The sequence below is a fragment of the Streptomyces sp. NBC_00273 genome, assembly GCF_036178145.1.
Lineage (GTDB): Bacteria > Actinomycetota > Actinomycetes > Streptomycetales > Streptomycetaceae > Streptomyces.
Window position 1 is genome coordinate 8,364,256 of the sequence record NZ_CP108067.1, and the last position, 18,437, is coordinate 8,382,692.

Here is an 18,437-nt window from a genome sequence, read left to right on the forward strand (position 1 = left end):
GCCGCCCCGCGCCGTCCCCGGACGCCGTCAGGCGGTGAAGCGGCCGGTGCTGCGGATCTCCGGGAAGTCCGTGGCCGCACCGTCCAGTCCGAGTGCCCGCGCGAGTCGCAACAGGTCCAGGGTGTCCACCGCCCGGCCCGTCACGCGCAGGCCCGCCGCGTGCGCCGACTCCACCGTCTCCAGGCTGAGCCGGTGGATGTACACGGCGATCGCCCTGGCGCCCACGGCCAGTGCCCGGTCCACGACGGACGCGGCTCCGCTGCCGGGGGAGGCCGCGTACAGGACGGTCCGTACGCCCGGCACCAGCCGGGCCGTCTCGGCGAGCACCGCTTCCCGGTCGGAGGCCACCTCCACCCGGGAGGTCAGGTCGCGGCGCAGCATCAGCTCGGCGAGCACCGGAGTCGTGGCCAGGTCGGCGACGAAGACCTGGAGCGGCACCCGGACCGCGTCCAGGACCTCCTCCAGGACCGGTACGTGCTCGCCCTGACCGGCGTCCAGCCCGCGCAATTCGGCCAGGGTCAGATCGGCGACGGCCCCCGAGCCGTCCGTGGTCCGGTCCACTTCGGGGTCGTGCACGGCGACGAGGGCTCCGTCCTTGCTCAGGCGCAGGTCCAGAGCGATGACGTCCATGCCGCAACGTTCCGCTCGGAGGTACGACCGCAGGGTGTTCTCCGGTTCGACACCCATGACCCCGCGGTGACCGATGGTGAGGAAAGTCAAGGTTCTCTCGCTTCCGTCGACGGCGGCTCCCCGCGCGGCTTCGGTGTCCCGACCGGCCGCGCGCGATGAGGTCGCATGCTAGTGCGCCGCGGGTGCGAAGGGACCGGGCGTGCACGGCCCCGGAGGAGCGTCCCGGCCGCTTCCCGCCAGGGCCGTGCGCCCCATCGGCAGCGGTGCCGCGCCTGTCGCGTCACCCGGGCGTGGGCGCGTCCCCGTCGGCTTGACGGCGCGGCTCCTCGCGGACCCTGGCGAGCCCGTCCAGGTCGGTGAGCAGGGCCTCGGCGAGCTCCAGTTCGGCCAGGTGCTGCCGCTCGCTCCAGCGCAGCGCAAGGGTCGGGAAGGTCCATTCCGGTACGCCGCTCGCGTGCTCCACGGCCTCCCGTACGGCGGCCAGTTCGCCCCGGGTGCGCTCCAGGTGCTCGCCGACCATCGCGCGCAGCCGCTCGGGCTCGGCCAGGTGGCCGAGCCAGATCCGCAGCAGCAGCCCGTGCTTGAGCACGGGGGGCCCGGCCTCGCCGGTGTCGGCGGCCCAGCCGGCCAGCGCGCTGCGTCCCGCGTCGGTGATGGCGTAGCGCCGCTTGGCCCGCGCCTCCTCGGGTCCCGAGCGCACGGAGGCCGCGTAGCCCCGTTCCTCCAGGCGGCGCAGCTCCGCGTAGATCTGGCTGATCGCCGGTGACCAGTAGAAGAAGCGCAGGGAGGAGTCCGCCCACTTCTTCAGCTCGTAGCCGGTCCGCTCGCCGGGGAAGGAGAGCAGGCCCAGAACGGCCCACGCGGTCGGCGGCAGCTCTTGCTTCTTCGACTCCTGACTACTAGTCATATTTCGAATTGAAGTGAGACCGGGTACGCGATCCAACCCTGGAGGCACAGTGAAATTCTCCGTGATCTTCGAAGCTCAGCTTGCCGACCCGACGGTGGAACGGGAGCACCGGCTCATCCGCGACTGCGTCGAGCAGGCCGTGCTCGCCGAACGCGTGGGATTCGACCGGATCTGGGCGGTCGAGCACCACTCGCTCAAGTGGTACGCCCACATGAGTGCCCCCGAGATCTTCCTGACCTGGGTCGCGGCCAGGACGAACACCATACGCATCGGTCACGGCGTCGTGTGCATGCCCTTCAACTTCAACCACCCGGTGCGGGTCGCGGAGCGGGCCGCCATGCTCGACCTGCTCTCGGGAGGGCGCCTCGACCTCGGGGCCGGGCGCGGCGGCACCGAGCAGGAGACCTCTCTGTGCGGGGTGGACCGGGACCGCACCACGGCCGAGGTCGAGGAGGCGCTGCGGATCATCGGCAGCGCCTGGCAGGAGGAGGAGCTGGAGTACCACGGCGAGCTGATCGACATCGACCCGCACCCGATCCTGCCGCGGCCGCGGCAGACCCCGCACCCGCCGCTGTTCCTGGCGTGCAGCCGGGGCGAGACCCTCGTCCAGGCGGCCGAGCTGGGGATCGGGGCGCTGGTGATGGGCTTCGCCGGCCCCGAGTCCATCGCGCGGATGCGCTCCGTCTACGACGCGGCGGTCGCCGGGCGGGACGGCAGCCGGTTCGTGTCCACCGTGGTCAACGACCACTTCTCCGTGCTGTGCCCGACCATCGTGCTCGACGACCGGGAGGAGGCGCGCCGGATCGGCACCCGAGGGCAGCGGTTCTTCGCCCAGTCCATCGGCCACTGGTACGGCGGGGCCGGCGTCCCGGACGAGGCCGTGGTGGCGGGCGCGGACGAGGCCGCGGAGATGCGCAGGGCGGCCGAGCAGGTGGTGGCCCGGCTGCACGAGCTGGACATCCCGGTCCGGCCGACCGGGGCGGCCACCTTCAACGCCGACCACGCGTACGGGACCGCGGACGACGCCATCGCGTACGTGGAGCGGCTGCGGGAGGCGGGCGCCGACGAGGTCATGTGCCTGATCCAGATGGGCACGGTGGAGCAGGAGGCCTGCCTGGAGACCTTGAGGCAATGGGGCGAAAAGGTCATTCCGCACTTCCGGGGCGTGTGATCTGCGCCTCTGCGGCCCGTCGGGACCCGTCCGTCCCGGCCCGGCCGACGGGCGGCTTCAAGCCGGAGAAGCCTTGGCGCAATTGGGCGGAGTGGTCGGTTCCGCACCAACGAACGGGAAGACTTCCGGTGAAATGGGGGGTGACGCAGGATAATTTCCCGAGTTCCCTCTTGAGGGGGAGAGCCTCGCGCGCATACTCTGCCCATACGTGAGGTTCTCCTGTGGAGGAAGTGACATGACGGAAACTCTTGTGCCCGGTACCGGCGGCGCCGTGATAACCGCCGGAGCGCGGGTGGTCGACCACCCCGCGTGGCCCGAGCTCAAGGCCGCCGTGGAGGAGATCCGGCCCTGGCAGGCCAAGGACGGCTCCATCGACTTCGAGGTCGAGGGCGCCCACGGCCGTGCCACCGTCCTGGCCGCGGTGGATCGCGTGATCACGGCGGTCGAGACGCTGTCGCCGCTGCTCCCGCACGGGGCCGCGTACCACCGGGCCCTCGTCGCCGACCTGCGCAAGTGGGCCGCGGACGACTTCAAGGTCCCGGACTTCCTCGACTCCCTGCTGGCCTTCCACCCGGCCGCCGAGCGCGCCGACGGGCTCCAGCACCTCGTCGTCTTCCCCATGTACACCCAGAACGGCAACCTGGACCGCAACCTGGAAGCCGTCGTGCTCAAGATGGTGTGGCCCGAGTGGCTCGCCGAGCTGGAGCGCACCCGGTACGACAACCCGCTCTTCCTCGGCATCACCTTCGAGGACTTCACCCCGGGCTACGACACCCACTCCGCCGTGCTCTTCCCGGAGACCATCGCCGTGCGCGAGGCCCCCGAGCGCTTCACCTGGGGCGGCATCTTCTGTGACCGCGAGGCCGCCCGCTACCGCAAGGTGACCGAGGCCGCCGTCGACATCCTGGGCATCGACCTGCCCGAGGACATCGCCCGCATGGTCGAGGACCAGGAGCGCTGCGAGAAGGCCTTCGTCCTGTGGGACATGGTCCACGACCGCACCCACAGCCACGGCGACCTGCCGTTCGACCCCTTCATGATCAAGCAGCGCCAGCCGTTCTGGATGTACGGCCTGGAGGAGCTGCGCTGCGACCTCACCGCCTTCAAGGAGGCCGTGAAGCTGGAGTCCGAGGGCAACGAGCACGGCCGTGACGTGCAGTACGCCGTCCTCTTCGACCGGATGTTCCGCTTCCCGGTCTCCGGCGACCGCAACCGCAACTACGACGGCCTCGGTGGCCAGCTGCTCTTCGCGTACCTCCACAAGCACGACGTCGTGCGCTGGACGGACAACAAGCTGAAGATCGACTGGATGCGCGCCCCGCAGGTCACCAACCAGCTGTGTGCCGAGATCGAGGACCTGTACCGGGCCGGCATCGACCGCCCGAAGCTCGTGCACTGGTTCAAGGCGTACGAGCTGGTCTCCACCTACCTCGCCCCGCACCCGGGCTCCAAGTGGGCCAAGGGCCCCGACGCCCTGGACATGACGCAGCCGCCGCGCAAGCTCGTGGACGACGTGCTTCCGGACGAGTTTCCGCTCAGCATGTTCTTTGAGGCGCTCGCCAAGAAGCTCAAGGGCACGATCGCAGCGACCAAGGGCATCACCGCCCTGAACGCGGAGCAGGCCGAGCGAGTCGCCGCGTGAGCACTCGCGCACAGGAGGCTGCACAGATGAACGGCTCCGGGAACGGCAACGGAAAGCTGCACGGAGCGGTGGTGGCGGTGGCCGGGGCCGGCGGGCCCGCCGGCCGCGCCACCCTGCTCCGCCTCGCCGAGGCGGGTGCGGTGGTCATCGCGTCCGACGCCGATCCGGCGCGGCTCGCGGAGGCCGTGGACGCAGCGCGCTACGCCCACGGTGGCGCCACCATCACCGGTGACACCGTGGACCTGCTCGACCTGGACGCCACCAAGGCCTGGGCCGAGCAGACCGAGAAGGAGTTCGGCCGGATCGACGGCCTGGTGCACCTCGTCGGCGGCTGGCGCGGCAGCAAGACCTTCACCGATACGGACCTCGCGGACTGGACCTTCCTGGAGAAGCTCCTCATCCGCACGGTCCAGCACACCTCGCTGGCCTTCCACGACGGGCTGCTGCGCAGCGACCGCGGGCGCTACGTGCTGATCAGCCAGTCCGGGGCGCACAAGCCCGTCGCCAACAACGCCGCGTACAACGCGGGCAAGGCGGCGGCCGAGGCCTGGACCCTGGCCATGGCGGACTCCTTCCGCAAGGCGGGGGGTGACGAGGGCCCCGGCGCGGCAGCTGCGATCCTGGTCATCAAGGCACTGGTGCACGAGGCGATGCGCGCCGAGCGTCCCAGTGCGAAGTTCGCGGGCTTCACCGACGTGACGGAACTGGCCGAGGCCATCGCCGGCGTCTGGGAGCGGCCCGCCATCGATGTGAACGGACAGCGTCTGTGGCTCACTCCGCAACCGTGAGAACCGAGGCAGGGAAGACCGACGCCCGGCGCCACCACGACCCGGCGGTGCGCGGGTTCGCGAGCGACAACTACGCGGGAGTGCATCCGGAGGTCCTGGCCGCCGTCGCGCTCGCCAACGGCGGCCACCAGGTCGCCTACGGCGAGGACGACTACACCGAACACCTGCAGAAGGTCATCCGCAGCCACTTCGGGCCGTACGCGGAAGCCTTCCCGGTCTTCAACGGCACCGGCGCGAACGTCACCGCCCTCCAGGCGATGACGGACCGCTGGGGTGCGGTGATCTGCGCCAAGAGCGCCCACATCAACGTGGACGAGGGCGGCGCGCCGGAGCGGATGGCGGGCCTCAAGCTGCTCGCCGTACCGACCCCGGACGGCAAGCTCACCCCCGAGCTGATCGACCAGGAGGCCTGGGGCTTCGAGGACGAGCACCGGGCGATGCCGCAGGTCGTGTCGATCACCCAGAACACCGAGCTGGGCACGGTCTACACGCCGGACGAGATCCGGGCGATCTGCGAGCACGCCCACGGGCTCGGCATGAAGGTCCACCTCGACGGTGCCCGGATAGCCAACGCCGCGGCCTCCCTCGACGTGCCGATGCGCGCCTTCACGAACGCGGTCGGCGTGGACGTGCTGTCGTACGGCGGCACCAAGAACGGCATGATGTTCGGCGAGGCCGTGGTGGTGCTCAACCCGGACGCGGTCCGGCAGATGAAGCACATCCGCAAGATGTCGATGCAGTTGGCGTCCAAGATGCGCTTCGTGTCGGTGCAGCTGGAGGCCCTGCTCGCCAAGGACCTGTGGCTGCGCAACGCCCGGCACGCCAACGCGATGGCGCAGCGGCTCGCCGCCGGCGTGCGCGAGACGGACGGCGTGGAGATCCTCTACCCGGTGCAGGCGAACGCGGTGTTCGCGCGGCTGCCCCACGAGGTCTCGCGGCGGCTGCAGCAGCGTTACCGCTTCTACTTCTGGGACGAGGCCGCGGGTGACGTCCGGTGGATGTGCGGCTTCGACACCCAGGAAGAGGACGTGGACGGCTTCCTCCAGGCGTTGAAGGAAGAGCTGGCGCGATAGTCGGCACATCGCAAAGATTGCATAGCTATACCCCTGACCGTAAATCTATTGATCTACGGTCAGGGGTTTGCCTATGCTCCGGCCATGCAGCTGATCCAACAGAGCCCGGACATCCACGCCTACTTGGCGTCCGACGGGGTGATCGACCACTGGAATCCGGTCGTACAGGAAACCGCCGACGCCCTCTGGTCCGCCAGTGGCGACGCATATTCATACGCCAAAGCCGCCTTCGAGCACGTCCGCGACACCATCCCGCACTCGGGTGATGCGGGCGACCCGCGCGTCGTCTGGCGCGCCTCCGACGTCCTCGCCACCCCGGGCGGCATCTGCTACGCCAAATCCCATGCCCTCGTCGCCCTGCTGCGCGCCCAGGGCATCCCGGGAGCCCTGTGCTACCAGCGCCTCGCCGACGACGACGGTGCGAACCCCGTCGTGCACGGCCTGATCGCCCTGCGGCTGCCCGGCGCCACCCGCTGGTCCCGTCTCGACCCGCGCGGCAACAAGCCCGGCGTGGACGCCCGGTTCGACCTCGACCGGGAACGGCTGGCCTTCCCCGTACGCCCGGAACTCGGCGAGATCGACTACCCCGAGCTCTACGCCGCCCCGCACCCGGCCGTGCTCAAGGTCCTTCAGGAGTCCGCGGACCGGCCGCAGCTGTGGCGGAACCTGCCGACGGCCCTGTAGCGCCGGCGCGGGCGGGCCGTCCGGGCCGGCGGGCCCGGCGGGGGCGTCCCGGCTCCGGCGCCACCACCACGACGTGCAGCAGCGCCGCCGCGAGCAGCAGTCCGGCGATCCCGGTCAGCAGTGCCGCCGCGGGCGCATCGGCCACGATCCCCACCAGGGCCGCCCCTGTCGACGCCGCCGTCACCTTCAGCCCCGCGCCCAGGGTGAACACCTGGGTCCGCACCCCGTCCGGCGCGTACTGCGCGCGGATCCGCAGCGTGGCCGTGAGCAGCGGCCCGTCGCACACCCCGGCGAGCGCGAACAGCGCCGCCGTCACGGCAACCGACGGGGCGAACGCGGCCGCCGCGAGGGCCGCCCCGGTCCCGGCCAGGGCCCACCGCACCAGCCGGCCGGGCTCCACGGACGTCATCCGGCCCAGCGTGAGGGAGCCCCCCAGCGCGCCCACCGCGAAGGCCGTCATCAGCACGCCCCCGCCGCCCGGGCTGCCGAGCTCCGTGGCCAGCAGCACCGAGACGGTGGTGAGCGAGCCGATGCCCACGAAGCCCAGGGTCGTCGCCGAGGTGACCGCCCGCAGCTCACGGACCCGCCACAGGGCCGCGAGCCCCGCGCCCAGCTCGGCCCGGGGTGCGCCGGGGGCCCGGCCCGCGCCCTGGTCCTCGTACGGGAGGGTGGCCGCCAGCGTGGCCGCCAGGGCTCCGGACGCCGCCAGGACGGCCATGGCGGGTCCGGCCGAGCCCAGCGCCGCGACCAGGCCGACCGCCGCCGGCGCGGTGACGGCCGCCGCGTTGTAGGTCGTGGCGTCCCAGCCGTACGCCCGGTCCCGCCCGGGGCCTGCCGGAACCAGGCCGGTGATCAGGCTGGACAGCCCGCCCGTCACCATCGGCCCGCAGGAGCCGCCGAGCACCGCCACGACCAGCACCAGCGGGGCGGGGGCCCGGCCGAGCAGGAGGGTCAGCGCCGCGACGGCCGTCGCGAACCCGGCCAGGGCGCCGGCGTGGAACAGGCGCGGCCGGCGGGTCCGGGCCGCCGCTGCGCCCGCGAGCGGGGCCGCCAGGACGTGCGGGGCCAGCCAGGCCGTCAGGACGAACGCCCCGTGCGCCGCGCTCCCGGTGCGCTCCAGGGCCAACAGCACCACGGCCATGCCCATGCCCTCCGAGGCGATGCGCGCGGCCAGCGCGGCCGCCAGGTACCGCCCGAATCCGCCCATGGGACCCCTCCCCCGTATGCTGTAACGCCATAGACGTACAAGACGTTACGTCATGCGCGTGTATGGCGAAAGGATGTGCGGATGGACGTGCGGACGGGTGACGCGCGGGGCGGCTCCTCGGCGGCACGGAGGCTGATCGACCTCGCCGAAGCGGTCCGGGCGGCCCCCGAACTGCCCCGCGCCGCGCTCGCGGAGCTGCTGGCCGGGCACGGGGAGCGTCCCGCCGACCTCACGCAGGAGGCGTTCCCCGAGGCGAGCGCGGCCGAACTGCGCGCCGCGGCCCGGCGGATGGGGGAGGTGCTCGGGGAGGGCGACGAGGACCGCGCTGCCGAGGCGCTCAACGCGCTGTTCGCGGAGTACGGCACCCGCCCCCGCCTGACCCGGCACGACGGCCACCCCTGGCACCTGCACGTCGACCGGGGTGATCGGGCCGGCTGGGGCGAGTGGTTCCTCGCGTCGGGCGCCCTCGCGCTGGCCCAGCTGCTCACGGAGTACGGGCGGATCGCCTGGGGCGCCTGCGCCGCGGCGGGCTGCGGGCGGTTCTTCCTCGCCACCGGGCCGGGGAGCGCGCGCCGTTACTGCTCCGGCAGCTGTGCCACGCGGGCGCGGGTCGCGGCCCATCGTCGTCGGAGGGCGGAGGGGGAGGGCTGAGGCCCCCGCGAAGCTCGCTCGCCCCGGGCCGCGCGAGGACGCCGTCGAGGCGTACGGCCACGCGCTCGCGCACACCGGTCGGCGGTCGAACCGGCGCCTCTTCGATCCGTCAAGCCACGAGATCCAGCGGCATGACGGGAGACGCCGGACGCGCCCTACTGGAGGGGACCATTCCGGCTTCCTTCGCGAGGAGAACGGCCATGACCCACCACATTCGACCCCGACCCCGACCCCGACCCCGCGCCCGACGCCTCGCCCTGCTCGTCGCCTCGGCCGCCGTCGCCGCGGGAGGCGTGCTCGTACCCTCGACCGCCTTCGCCGCCACCCCGACGGCGCCGCACGGGGTCGTGGCGGACGGCACCGACGGCGGGGTGCACGTCCCGGACGGTCGGCAGCAGTGGCAGTGCTTCGCCGCCCCGTGCGAACCCCCGGGCCACACCGGTCCGGGAACGGACCCCCGCGACGCGTGGGACCCCTACGGCACGTGGGGCCACGGCCCGTGGGACCGCCACGACGAGCGGGGCGAGTACCGTCCCGGCAGGAACGGTGACGACGGGGTGCACGTCCCGGACGGGAAGCCGCAGTGGCAGTGCTTCGCCGCTCCCTGCGAGCCCCCCAGCGGCGCCCTGACGTGAGTACCGGCGGCCGGGAGGCCGGCGTCATGGGTGGAGGTGATCAGCCGGCGTCGCGGACCTCGGCCGCCGTCGGCGCGGTTCCGCCCAGGTGGGCCGGGAGCCACCACGAGTCGTCGGCGCCCTTGGGCTTCTCCGGGTAGGCGCGCTGCGCGGCGTCGAGCAGCTCCTGCACGCGCTCGCGCAGCCGCCGGGTGATGGCGCCGGCGTACTGGTCGGCCGGGGCCTCCACGGGCTCGCCCACGCGCATCGTCACCGGGATGTGGCTGCGCTTGAGGTTCTTCGGACGGCCCTTGGTCCACAGCCGCTGGGTGCCCCACAGCGCCACCGGGATCAGCGGGACCCCGGCCTCCTGCGCCATGCGCGCGGCACCCGACTTGAAGCTCTTGAGCGTGAAGGACTGGGAGATCGTCGCCTCGGGGAAGACGCCGATGATCTCGCCGGCCCGCAGCGAGTCCAGGGCGTGCTGGTAGGCGGCCTCGCCCTGCTTGCGGTCGACGGGGATGTGCTTCATCGCGCGCATCAGCGGACCGGACACCTTGTGCCGGAACACCGACTCCTTGGCCATGAAACGGACCAGGCGCTTCTGCGGCCGCGCCGTCAGGCCGGCGAAGATGAAGTCGAGGTATCCGATGTGGTTCGACACCAGGACCGCACCGCCCTTGCGGGGGATGTTCTCGGTGCCCTTCATGTCGATGCGGATGTCCAGCGCGCGGAAGAGTCCGTGCGCGGCGCCGATCACCGGAGGGTAGACGAGCTCAGCCATGGTGGGGAGACCCCGCTTTCTGCCTGGGGAGGTGCTCCCGGCCGGAAGTTACGGAAGCGTAGGTACGCGACCATGGGGATCGTGCCCCATACGCGGCCCGCTGGCCAGTCCAGACGCCCCTACCCGGCGAGATTCTCATCACGCCGGGAATGTCGCGGGCCCGTGGGGCGCTCCGTTCCACGGACGAGCGTACGAGGATGATGTACGCGGACGAAATGCGGCGAGGGGAGCGCGGGTGCTCGAGCAGGAAGACGCGCGGACCCGGCTGGGCGCGGCCGAACTGGGCGTAGAACCGGGGGAGCGGGCCAGCCTGGTGCAGTTCTCCAGCGCCTTCTGCCAGCCCTGCCGGGCCACGCGGCGGATCCTCGCCGAGGTCGCGGCGATGGTGGACGGGGTGGCGCACATCGAGATCGACGCGGAGGAGCGGCTCGCCCTGGTGCGGGCCCTCGGGATCGAGAAGACCCCGACCGTGCTGGTCCTGGACCGGACGGGTCGGATCGTGCGGCGGGCTGCCGGAATGCCGCGCAAGGTGGACGTGATCGCCGCCCTCGGAGCCGCCGTATGACGCGCGGCCCGGCCGTCGGGAGGCCCGACGCGGCGGGGCCGGAGGCGCCGGTGCGCGCGCCCGCACACAGCGTGACGCGCCTGACATCTGCCCGATCTCGCTTGACTGCGTCCACGGGAGATCGCCACGCTGGCGGCATGCGGTATGAACTCCTGCTCTACGGACGGGTCCATGTGGACCTGGTCCGCCACGCGAGCGCGCGCTGTCGGGGCCACTGAACAGCCCGGCCCCCGATCCCCGACAGTGCCCGCGTGTCCCGCGGCAGAAGGCAGAACCCTGATGACTGCTCCGACGGTCCCGACGGTCCCGACGGCTCCGTCCCCCCGTTCCCCCCTCTCCCCCCGCTCCGGCGCCGCAACGGTCACCGACACGGCCCGCACCGGCTCGCCCGACCTGCTGCGTTCGGTCTTCCGGCAGCACGCCGCGGGGGTCGCGGTGATCACCGCCCAGGACGGCGGGCGCCCGGTGGGGTTCACCGCCACCTCGCTCAACTCCGTTTCCGCCGATCCGCCGCTGCTGTCCTTCACGATCTCCACCGGGGCCTCCAGCTGGCCCGCGGTGCGCGACAGCGAGTACCTCGGCGTCCACATACTGGGCGAGCACCAACGGGAGCTGGCGGGCCTGTTCGCCCGCAGCGGAGCCGACCGCTTCGGCCCGCCGACCGGTTGGGCCGGTGGCCCGCACGGGGTACCGGTGCTGGACGACGTACTGGCGTGGCTGGTCTGTCGGGTGGTCGCACGTGTGCCCGCCGGCGAACATCGTGTGATCATCGCTGAGGCGGTCGTCGGGGATCCGGCCGGGGAAGGTCGTCCCCTGCTGTACCACCAGGGGCGCTTCAACGCGTTGCGCGACTGAATCGTCCCTGCTTGGCAGGGTCGGGCGGCGTTGGGCAGATCACAGCTCACCAGCCTTGCGGCTTGGCGGGACCCACGGTGTACTGACGAGTAACATTCCCTTCGGAGCGCGGGCCGCCCCGACCGGGATCCGCCCGACAAGGCGCCTATGCTGCCTGCATAAGGCGGTACCAGAAAAGACGATGCGGTAGGAGAGCCGGCGTGAGCCTGAGGATCGTTGTCTGTGTGAAGTACGTGCCCGACGCCACGGGCGACCGGCAGTTCACCGAGGACTTGACCGTCAACCGTGACGACGTCGACGGCCTGCTGTCGGAGCTCGACGAGTACGCCGTCGAGCAGGCGCTGCAGATCGCCGACGAGGCCGACGATGCCGAGATCACCGTTCTGACGGTGGGCCCCGAGGACGCCAAGGACGCGCTGCGCAAGGCGCTCTCGATGGGCGCCGACAAGGCCATCCACGTCGAGGACGACGACCTGCACGGCAGCGACGTCATGGGCACCTCGCTGGTGCTCGCCAAGGCGATCGAGAAGGCCGGCTACGACCTGGTCATCACCGGTATGGCGTCGACCGACGGCACCATGGGCGTGCTGCCGGCGATCCTGGCCGAGCGCCTGGGCGTCCCGCAGGTCACCCTGCTCTCCGAGGTCAAGGTCGAGGACGGCACCGTGACCGGCCGCCGCGACGGCGACACCGCGAGCGAGCAGCTGGAGGCCTCCCTCCCCGCGCTCGTCTCGGTGACGGACCAGTCGGGCGAGGCCCGCTACCCGTCCTTCAAGGGCATCATGGCCGCCAAGAAGAAGCCGGTCGAGTCCTGGGACCTGTCCGACCTGGACCTGGAGTCCGGCGAGGTCGGCCTCGAAGGCTCCTGGACCGCGGTCGACTCCGCGGCGCAGCGCCCGGCCCGTACCGCCGGCACGATCGTCAAGGACGAGGGCGAGGGCGGCAAGCAGCTGGCCGAGTTCCTGGCCGGCCAGAAGTTCATCTAAGAACCTCGGCCACCCCTCTTAGCCCCCAGACACTTCGCAATCGCAGGAGAGCAGTCCCATGGCTGAAGTTCTCGTCTACGTCGACCACGTGGACGGCGCCGTCCGCAAGCCCACCCTCGAGCTGCTGACGCTGGCCCGCCGCATCGGCGAGCCCGTCGCCGTCGCCCTGGGCGCCGGTGCCGACGCCACCGCCGCGGTGCTCGCCGAGCACGGTGCGGTCAAGGTCCTCACCGCCGACGCCCCCGAGTTCACCGAGTACCTCGTGGTACCGAAGGTGGACGCGCTCCAGGCCGCCTTCGAGCTCGTGTCCGCCGCCGGCTCCCTGGCCGCCGTGCTCGTCCCGTCCTCCGCCGAGGGCAAGGAGATCGCCGCGCGCCTGGCCGTCCGCATCGGTTCGGGCATCATCACCGACGCCATCGACCTGGAGGCGGGTGACGAGGGTCCGGTCGCGACGCAGTCCGCCTTCGCCGCGTCGTTCACCACCAAGTCCCGCGTCTCCAAGGGCACTCCGGTCATCACCGTGAAGCCGAACTCGGCCCCGGTCGAGGCCGCCCCCGCCGCCGGCGCCGTCGAGGCGCTCGCCGTCACCTTCGGCGCCCTGGCCACCGGCACCAAGGTCACCGGTCGCACCCCGCGCGAGTCGACCGGTCGCCCCGAGCTGACCGAGGCCGCGATCGTCGTCTCCGGCGGCCGTGGCGTCAACGGTGCCGAGAACTTCCACATCATCGAGGACCTCGCGGACTCCCTCGGTGCGGCCGTCGGCGCCTCGCGTGCCGCCGTGGACGCCGGCTGGTACCCGCACTCCAACCAGGTCGGCCAGACCGGCAAGTCGGTCTCCCCGCAGCTGTACATCGCCTCCGGCATCTCGGGCGCGATCCAGCACCGGGCCGGCATGCAGACCTCGAAGACCATCGTGGCCATCAACAAGGACGCCGAGGCCCCGATCTTCGACCTCGTCGACTACGGCGTCGTCGGCGACCTCTTCGCCGTCGTCCCGCAGCTGACCGACGAGATCAAGGCGCGCAAGGGCTAGTCGCCCCGACCCCCGGGACGAGGACGCGACGCGTACCGGGTGCACGAACGAGTGAGGGCCTTCCGGGCCCGGTGTGGACGGTGACGTCCCCACCGGACCGGGAGGCCCTCGTCGTCTTCGGCCCCCGTCGTGCCCGTACGGGGGGTGCTCCGCCAACCCCTCTCGTTCGGCCGGCGGAGGGGCGTACGCTGCGATCAGCCCGGGGAGGGCCCGGGAGCGGGGGAGGGAGTTCTTCCGATGCGGGGCGCGTTACTGGAGGGGCGCTACCGGCTGGAGCGCAGGCTCGGGGCCGGTGGGATGGGCGAGGTGTGGCAGGCCCGGGACCTGAGGCTCGACCGGGAGGTCGCGGTCAAGGTGATCTCCCGGGGCGTGGCCGGTGACCACCTCCTGGAAGAGCGGTTCAGAAAAGAGGCCCGCACGGCCGCGGGCCTGACCCATCCCCGGATCGTGACCGTCCACGACCACGGCGAGGTCGAGGTCGACGGCCGCCCGGTGCTCTTCCTCGTGATGGAGCTCGTGCGCGGGCGGCCCCTGACCGCCGTGCTGCGCGACCACCGCTCGGGTGCGGACCCCGCCGCCGTGGTCCGGTGGGCGGTCCAGATCTGTGAAGGCCTGGCCGCCGCGCACCGGGCCGGTGTGGTCCACCGGGACATCAAGCCGGCCAACATCATGGTCCACGGGCCCGCCGAGGCCGACGTCACCATCTGCGACTTCGGCATCGCCCGCCTCGCGGAAGAGACCGGGACCGGTCTGACGGCCACGGGCGCGGCCATCGGCACGCCGACCTACATGTCCCCGGAGCAGGCGCGCGGCGACCGTCGCATCGACGGCCGCAGCGACCTGTACTCCCTCGGCTGCATGCTGTACGAACTGCTGGCCGGCCGGCCGCCGTTCACCGGTTCCGGGCTGTCGGTGCTCTCGCAGCACCTCACCGGTGAGCCCGCCCCGATCAGGGACCTCCGGCCCGCGGTGCCCGAGGAACTGGAACGGCTGGTGCTGGAGCTGCTGGCCAAGGAGCCCGCGGCACGACCGGCCGACGCGGAGCAGGTGATCGACCGGTTGCGCAAGGCGGCGACCGGTGCCCGATCCCGATCGCGGTCCCGTTCCCGCTCCCGTGCGGTGACCGGTCCGGCGCCCGGGCGCGACACCGAGACCGCATTGGGAACCGATCCGCCTCCGCCGGCCCCCGCCGTGCGCGCGGGGACCGGCCACCCGATTCCGGCCTCGTCGGTACCCGGCACCCGGCCGCGGCTCCTGTGGGGCTCGTTGCTCGCCGCCGCCGGGGTGTACACCCAGCTCGTCGTCCTGGGCGAATGGGGCTCGCTGACCCTCAGGGCGCTCGGGGCCGCGCTGCTCGCCTGCCTGCTGGCGTTCCTCGTCTCCAGGAGTTCCGCCGACGTGCCCGACGAGGAGAGCCGGGGGGTCGCGGCGGCGCTGACGGCCGGTGTCCTCATCGGCGTACTGCTGCTGTTCTGGCCGCCGGCCCCGTGGTGGGCGGGGGTGCTGGTCCTGCTCCTGTCGGGGTTCGTGCTGCTGTTCCTGTCGCACTTCGTCCGAGGGCTGGTGGGCGCGCTGGCCCGGCGGGACCCCTGGGTGGCCTGGCTCGGTACGGAGTCCGGGCTGTTCAACGCGGTGGTGTTCGCCGGCATCCTGGCGGCCGACGGCAGGGCCGTCTACGCGGCGGTGGGCTGGGGGCTGGCGATGTGGCCGGCCGCGGCCCTCGTCACGGCCGTCTTCGTTCCCCGCCTGCGGGCGGTGCAGGCCCCGGCCTGATCCGGATCCGCAGCGGCTGACCTGCGTACTCTCCGGCTCCGGGGCCGTGTGGTGTTTGTCACCGCGTGGCCCCGAGTCGTTTGTCCAGGACGGCAGGGGGACCATTGACGGAGCGGAACCCCGTGACTAAATTCTGCTATGCGGATCTAAGCTTCCGTGAAGTGGAAAAGAGGAGAGTGCACGATGGGTCAGCAGGAGAAGGTGGCGACGAGCCTCGCAGGCGCGGTCAGCGAGGGCATCAGCGCCTCCCTCGCGCCGGTGGACGCGGAACTCGCGCGCCACTACCCGGGCGACCCCGGCACCCGGCAGCCCATCCACACGGTCTACGTACCCGGTGACGTCTTCGCCGCGGACACCATCCGCTCCTGGGGCGACCAGGCCCTCGCCGCGCTCGACGAGCACGCCCCGGACGCCGCCACCTTCGCCAAGGTGCTCGGCATCTCCGACGAGCTGGCCGTACCCGTCTACGACCGGGTCCGCGCCAAGCTGCGCAGCGAGCCCGTCGAGGACCTCCGCGTCGACTTCGAGGACGGCTTCGGCGTCCGCTCCGACGAGGAGGAGGACCAGGCCGCGGCCCGCGCCGCCCGCCTCGTCTCGGAGGCCTTCTCCAACGGCACCAACGCGCCGTACATGGGCATCCGCATGAAGTGCATGGAGTCCAACGTCCGCGACCGCGGCATCCGCACCACGGACATCTTCCTCTCCGGCCTGCTGGAGCACGGCGGCCTCCCCGAGGGCCTCGTCCTGACCCTTCCGAAGGTCACCTACGCCGAGCAGGTCAGCGCCTTCGTCAAGCTGTTGGAGGCCTTCGAGACCACCCGGGGCCTGCGCCCGGGCCGGATCGGCTTCGAGATCCAGATCGAGACCAGCCAGTCCATCGTCGCCTCCGACGGCACCGCCACGGTCGCCCGGATGATCGAAGCCTCCAAGGGCCGCGCCACCGGCCTGCACTACGGCACCTTCGACTACAGCGCCTGCGTCGGCGTATCCGCCGCGTACCAGTCGAGCGACCACCCCGCCGCCGACCACGCGAAGGCGATCATGCAGGTCGCGGCCGCCGGCACCGGCGTACGCGTCTCCGACGGCTCGACCAACGTCCTGCCGATCGGCACCACCGAGCACGTCCACGAGGCCTGGAAGCTGCACTACGGCCTGACCCGCCGTGCCCTGGCCCGCGCCTACTACCAGGGCTGGGACATGCACCCGGCGCACCTGCCGACCCGCTACGCGGCCGTCTTCACCTTCTACCGCGAGGGCCTGGAGGCCGCCGCCGCGCGCCTGAAGGCGTACGTGGCCAAGATCGAGGGCGACGTGATGGACGAGCCGGCCACCGCCAAGGCCCTGGCCGGCTACCTGGTCCGCGGGCTCGACTGCGGCGCGGTGGGCACCGACGAGGTCACCGCCCTCACCGGCCTGACCCGCGCGGAACTGGACGCCTTCGCCATCCCGCGCCGCTCGGCCACCCTGACGGCCACCAACTGATCCCGGCACCACGAGCGGCCCGGCCCCGGACCACCGGGGCCGGGCCGCCGCCGCGTGCGGGCCCGGCAGCACCCAGAACCGCAGGCTCCCGTCGGGAGCGAAGGCGACGCCTCGGGCGGCGCCGGTGTGCCCCGTCGGCGGCAGGCACGCGGAGGCCCCGCCCTCGTGGGCGTCCCACGACCGCACGGCGCCGTCCGCACCGGCGCTGGCGAACGGTCGGCCGTCGGGGGTGAACGCCACACGCCTGCCCGGAGAGACCGGGAGACCGGGCGACCGGGCGACCGGGCGGCTCGGGGGCCGTCGCGCCCGTCCCGCGTCCACAGGGCCGCGGGGCCGAGCTCCGACGGGAACTCCGGTCCGCACGGCCCTTCGTCCGGCAGCGGATGCGTCCCGGGCAGCGCGGCGCGTACACGCGCTCGCCGCCCGGCGAGGGCTCCACGGGGGTGACGGGTCAGTCGGCCGGGGCGAGTTCGCCCGAGCCCCGGGCGATCAGCCGGGTCGAGAGTTCGATGCGGCACGGGGTCAGGTCCGCGCCGGCCAGGCGCTGGAACAGGCGGTCCGTGGCCACCCGGCCCAGGGCCGCCGGGTCCTGGGCGACCACCGTCACGCCCGGACGGAGCAGATCGGCCAGCTCGAAGTCGTCGAAGCCGACCAGTGCCACCGGCCGGCCGTGCGCCGCGAGGACCCGCACCACGGTCACCGTCACCCGGTTGTTGCCGGCGAAGACGGCGGTCACCGGGTCCGGGCCCGTGAGCATCGCCGCGGCCGCCGCCGCGACCCGTTCCGGGGCCGTGGATCCGAGCGAGACCCAGGACTGAGCCACCGGCAGGCCCGCGTCCGTCATCGCCGCGCGGTAGCCGCGCAGCCGCTCCGCCACCGTGTGGATACGGGGTTGGTCGCCGATGAAACCGATCCGGCGGTGGCCGCCCGCGATCAGGTGGGCCACCCCGTTCCGCGCGCCGCCGAAGTTGTCCGACAGCACCACGTCCGCGTCGATCCGCCCGGCCGGGCGGTCCACGAACACCGTGGACACGCCGGCCCGCATCTCCGGCTCCAGATAGCGGTGGTCGTCCCCGGCCGGGATCACGATCAGCCCGTCCACCCGGCGGGCGCACAGCGCGAGCGCCAACTCCCGCTCCCGGTCCGGGTCTTCGGCGCTGGAGCCGTTGATGAGCAGCGCCCCGTGCGCGCGGGCCACCTCCTCCACCGCCCGGTTCAGCGGGCCGTAGAAGGGATCGGCGAGATCCTCCAGGATCAGGCCCACCGTGGCGGTACGGCCCTTGCGCAGCACGCGGGCACTGTCGTTGCGGCGGAAGCCGAGGGCCTCGATGGCCTGCTGGACCCGTCGCTCGGTCTCGGGGGTCACTCCCGGCTCACCGTTGACCACGCGCGACACCGTCTTCAGGCCGACGCCCGCCTGGGACGCCACGTCCTTCATGGTCGGCCGGTTGCCGTAGCGGGGCTCGGACGGGCGGCGGTTGTGGGGCACGGTGGCGAATCCTCCGGGGCTCACGGGCGGGGCTGTGACCTTGAGGATAAGCACTGGGCCGATCGTGAGGTTTTCGTGGCAGGCTGGGGCGGGCAAGCCACTG

The 18,437-nt window shown here is 72.5% G+C and carries 18 protein-coding genes; 13 read left to right on the top strand and 5 right to left on the bottom strand.

What is annotated here, in order from left to right:
• Positions 1-27: 27 nt before the first annotated feature.
• Both OG386_RS37325 and OG386_RS37330 read right to left on the bottom strand, forming a co-directional pair.
• Complete coding sequence (locus OG386_RS37325; protein WP_328791780.1) at positions 28-720, bottom strand: glycerophosphodiester phosphodiesterase; 693 nt, start codon at positions 718-720, stop codon at positions 28-30.
• A gap of 190 nt (positions 721-910) precedes the next feature.
• Complete coding sequence (locus OG386_RS37330) at positions 911-1,537, bottom strand: PadR family transcriptional regulator (RefSeq protein WP_328791781.1); 627 nt, start codon at positions 1,535-1,537, stop codon at positions 911-913.
• 49 nt (positions 1,538-1,586) lie between these two features.
• Here OG386_RS37330 and OG386_RS37335 point away from each other — a divergent pair, with 49 nt between their 5' ends.
• From OG386_RS37335 to OG386_RS37355, 5 genes are all read left to right on the top strand, one after another.
• Positions 1,587-2,708 carry an LLM class flavin-dependent oxidoreductase gene (locus OG386_RS37335; RefSeq protein WP_328791782.1) on the top strand — a complete coding sequence of 374 codons (1,122 nt, stop codon included), beginning with the start codon at positions 1,587-1,589 and terminating at the stop codon, positions 2,706-2,708.
• Positions 2,709-2,943: 235 nt separating this feature from the next.
• Positions 2,944-4,350, top strand: coding sequence for a DUF6421 family protein (locus OG386_RS37340; protein ID WP_328791783.1), 1,407 nt, complete (start codon positions 2,944-2,946; stop codon positions 4,348-4,350).
• Between the two features lie 26 nt (positions 4,351-4,376).
• Positions 4,377-5,138: an SDR family NAD(P)-dependent oxidoreductase gene (locus OG386_RS37345; protein WP_327386961.1), complete on the top strand. Its 762-nt coding sequence runs from the start codon at positions 4,377-4,379 to the stop codon at positions 5,136-5,138.
• A complete protein-coding gene (locus OG386_RS37350) occupies positions 5,117-6,211 on the top strand; it encodes a threonine aldolase family protein (protein WP_405786376.1) in 1,095 nt (364 codons plus the stop codon). The genes OG386_RS37345 and OG386_RS37350 overlap by 22 nt, the downstream gene beginning before the upstream one ends.
• An 84-nt stretch (positions 6,212-6,295) precedes the next feature.
• Positions 6,296-6,895, top strand: coding sequence for a transglutaminase-like domain-containing protein (locus OG386_RS37355; protein ID WP_328791785.1), 600 nt, complete (start codon positions 6,296-6,298; stop codon positions 6,893-6,895).
• On the opposite strand, the gene OG386_RS37360 is transcribed toward OG386_RS37355, so the two are convergent.
• Positions 6,831-8,102: an MFS transporter gene (locus OG386_RS37360; RefSeq protein WP_328791786.1), complete on the bottom strand. Its 1,272-nt coding sequence runs from the start codon at positions 8,100-8,102 to the stop codon at positions 6,831-6,833. The genes OG386_RS37355 and OG386_RS37360 overlap by 65 nt on opposite strands.
• An 81-nt stretch (positions 8,103-8,183) precedes the next feature.
• On the opposite strand from OG386_RS37360, the gene OG386_RS37365 reads away from it, so the two are divergent.
• Both OG386_RS37365 and OG386_RS37370 read left to right on the top strand, forming a co-directional pair.
• Entirely contained in the window at positions 8,184-8,753 is a 570-nt protein-coding gene (locus OG386_RS37365) for a CGNR zinc finger domain-containing protein (RefSeq protein ID WP_328791787.1), read from the top strand.
• 200 nt (positions 8,754-8,953) lie between these two features.
• Complete coding sequence (locus OG386_RS37370) at positions 8,954-9,388, top strand: hypothetical protein (protein WP_328791788.1); 435 nt, start codon at positions 8,954-8,956, stop codon at positions 9,386-9,388.
• 40 nt (positions 9,389-9,428) lie between these two features.
• Here the strand turns inward: OG386_RS37370 and OG386_RS37375 are convergent, their stop codons facing one another.
• On the bottom strand, positions 9,429-10,151 hold the full coding sequence (locus tag OG386_RS37375; protein ID WP_030013039.1) for a lysophospholipid acyltransferase family protein: 723 nt from the start codon (positions 10,149-10,151) through the stop codon (positions 9,429-9,431).
• 235 nt (positions 10,152-10,386) lie between these two features.
• Between OG386_RS37375 and OG386_RS37380 the strand changes: the two genes are divergently transcribed.
• The 6 genes from OG386_RS37380 (at position 10,387) to OG386_RS37405 (ending at position 16,845) form a co-directional block, all read left to right on the top strand.
• On the top strand, positions 10,387-10,716 hold the full coding sequence (locus OG386_RS37380) for a TlpA family protein disulfide reductase (RefSeq protein WP_328791789.1): 330 nt from the start codon (positions 10,387-10,389) through the stop codon (positions 10,714-10,716).
• Positions 10,717-10,995: 279 nt separating this feature from the next.
• Entirely contained in the window at positions 10,996-11,571 is a 576-nt protein-coding gene (locus OG386_RS37385) for a flavin reductase family protein (RefSeq protein ID WP_328791790.1), read from the top strand.
• Between the two features lie 200 nt (positions 11,572-11,771).
• The gene (locus OG386_RS37390) at positions 11,772-12,557 is read left to right on the top strand and encodes an electron transfer flavoprotein subunit beta/FixA family protein (protein WP_328791791.1); all 786 of its coding nucleotides are present in this window, start codon (positions 11,772-11,774) and stop codon (positions 12,555-12,557) included.
• 58 nt (positions 12,558-12,615) lie between these two features.
• Positions 12,616-13,590 (top strand): electron transfer flavoprotein subunit alpha/FixB family protein, encoded by a 975-nt coding sequence (locus tag OG386_RS37395; RefSeq protein WP_328791792.1) that lies wholly within the window; start codon positions 12,616-12,618, stop codon positions 13,588-13,590.
• A gap of 237 nt (positions 13,591-13,827) precedes the next feature.
• Positions 13,828-15,363 (top strand): serine/threonine-protein kinase, encoded by a 1,536-nt coding sequence (locus OG386_RS37400; protein ID WP_328791793.1) that lies wholly within the window; start codon positions 13,828-13,830, stop codon positions 15,361-15,363.
• Positions 15,364-15,546: 183 nt separating this feature from the next.
• Entirely contained in the window at positions 15,547-16,845 is a 1,299-nt protein-coding gene (locus OG386_RS37405) for a DUF6986 family protein (protein WP_328791794.1), read from the top strand.
• Positions 16,846-17,296: 451 nt separating this feature from the next.
• Here the strand turns inward: OG386_RS37405 and OG386_RS37410 are convergent, their stop codons facing one another.
• On the bottom strand, positions 17,297-18,283 hold the full coding sequence (locus tag OG386_RS37410) for a LacI family DNA-binding transcriptional regulator (protein ID WP_328793497.1): 987 nt from the start codon (positions 18,281-18,283) through the stop codon (positions 17,297-17,299).
• Between the last annotated feature and the right edge of the window lie 154 nt (positions 18,284-18,437).

Coding starts and splice junctions, on each gene's coding strand:
- OG386_RS37330 (WP_328791781.1), bottom strand. CDS start 1,537: ATGACTAGTAGTCAGGAGTCGAAGAAGCAAGAGCTGCCGCCGACCGCG.
- OG386_RS37340 (WP_328791783.1), top strand. CDS start 2,944: ATGACGGAAACTCTTGTGCCCGGTACCGGCGGCGCCGTGATAACCGCC.
- OG386_RS37345 (WP_327386961.1), top strand. CDS start 4,377: ATGAACGGCTCCGGGAACGGCAACGGAAAGCTGCACGGAGCGGTGGTG.
- OG386_RS37355 (WP_328791785.1), top strand. CDS start 6,296: ATGCAGCTGATCCAACAGAGCCCGGACATCCACGCCTACTTGGCGTCC.
- OG386_RS37360 (WP_328791786.1), bottom strand. CDS start 8,102: ATGGGCGGATTCGGGCGGTACCTGGCGGCCGCGCTGGCCGCGCGCATC.
- OG386_RS37365 (WP_328791787.1), top strand. CDS start 8,184: ATGGACGTGCGGACGGGTGACGCGCGGGGCGGCTCCTCGGCGGCACGG.
- OG386_RS37370 (WP_328791788.1), top strand. CDS start 8,954: ATGACCCACCACATTCGACCCCGACCCCGACCCCGACCCCGCGCCCGA.
- OG386_RS37375 (WP_030013039.1), bottom strand. CDS start 10,151: ATGGCTGAGCTCGTCTACCCTCCGGTGATCGGCGCCGCGCACGGACTC.
- OG386_RS37385 (WP_328791790.1), top strand. CDS start 10,996: ATGACTGCTCCGACGGTCCCGACGGTCCCGACGGCTCCGTCCCCCCGT.
- OG386_RS37395 (WP_328791792.1), top strand. CDS start 12,616: ATGGCTGAAGTTCTCGTCTACGTCGACCACGTGGACGGCGCCGTCCGC.
- OG386_RS37400 (WP_328791793.1), top strand. CDS start 13,828: ATGCGGGGCGCGTTACTGGAGGGGCGCTACCGGCTGGAGCGCAGGCTC.
- OG386_RS37405 (WP_328791794.1), top strand. CDS start 15,547: ATGGGTCAGCAGGAGAAGGTGGCGACGAGCCTCGCAGGCGCGGTCAGC.
- OG386_RS37410 (WP_328793497.1), bottom strand. CDS start 18,283: ATGAAGGACGTGGCGTCCCAGGCGGGCGTCGGCCTGAAGACGGTGTCG.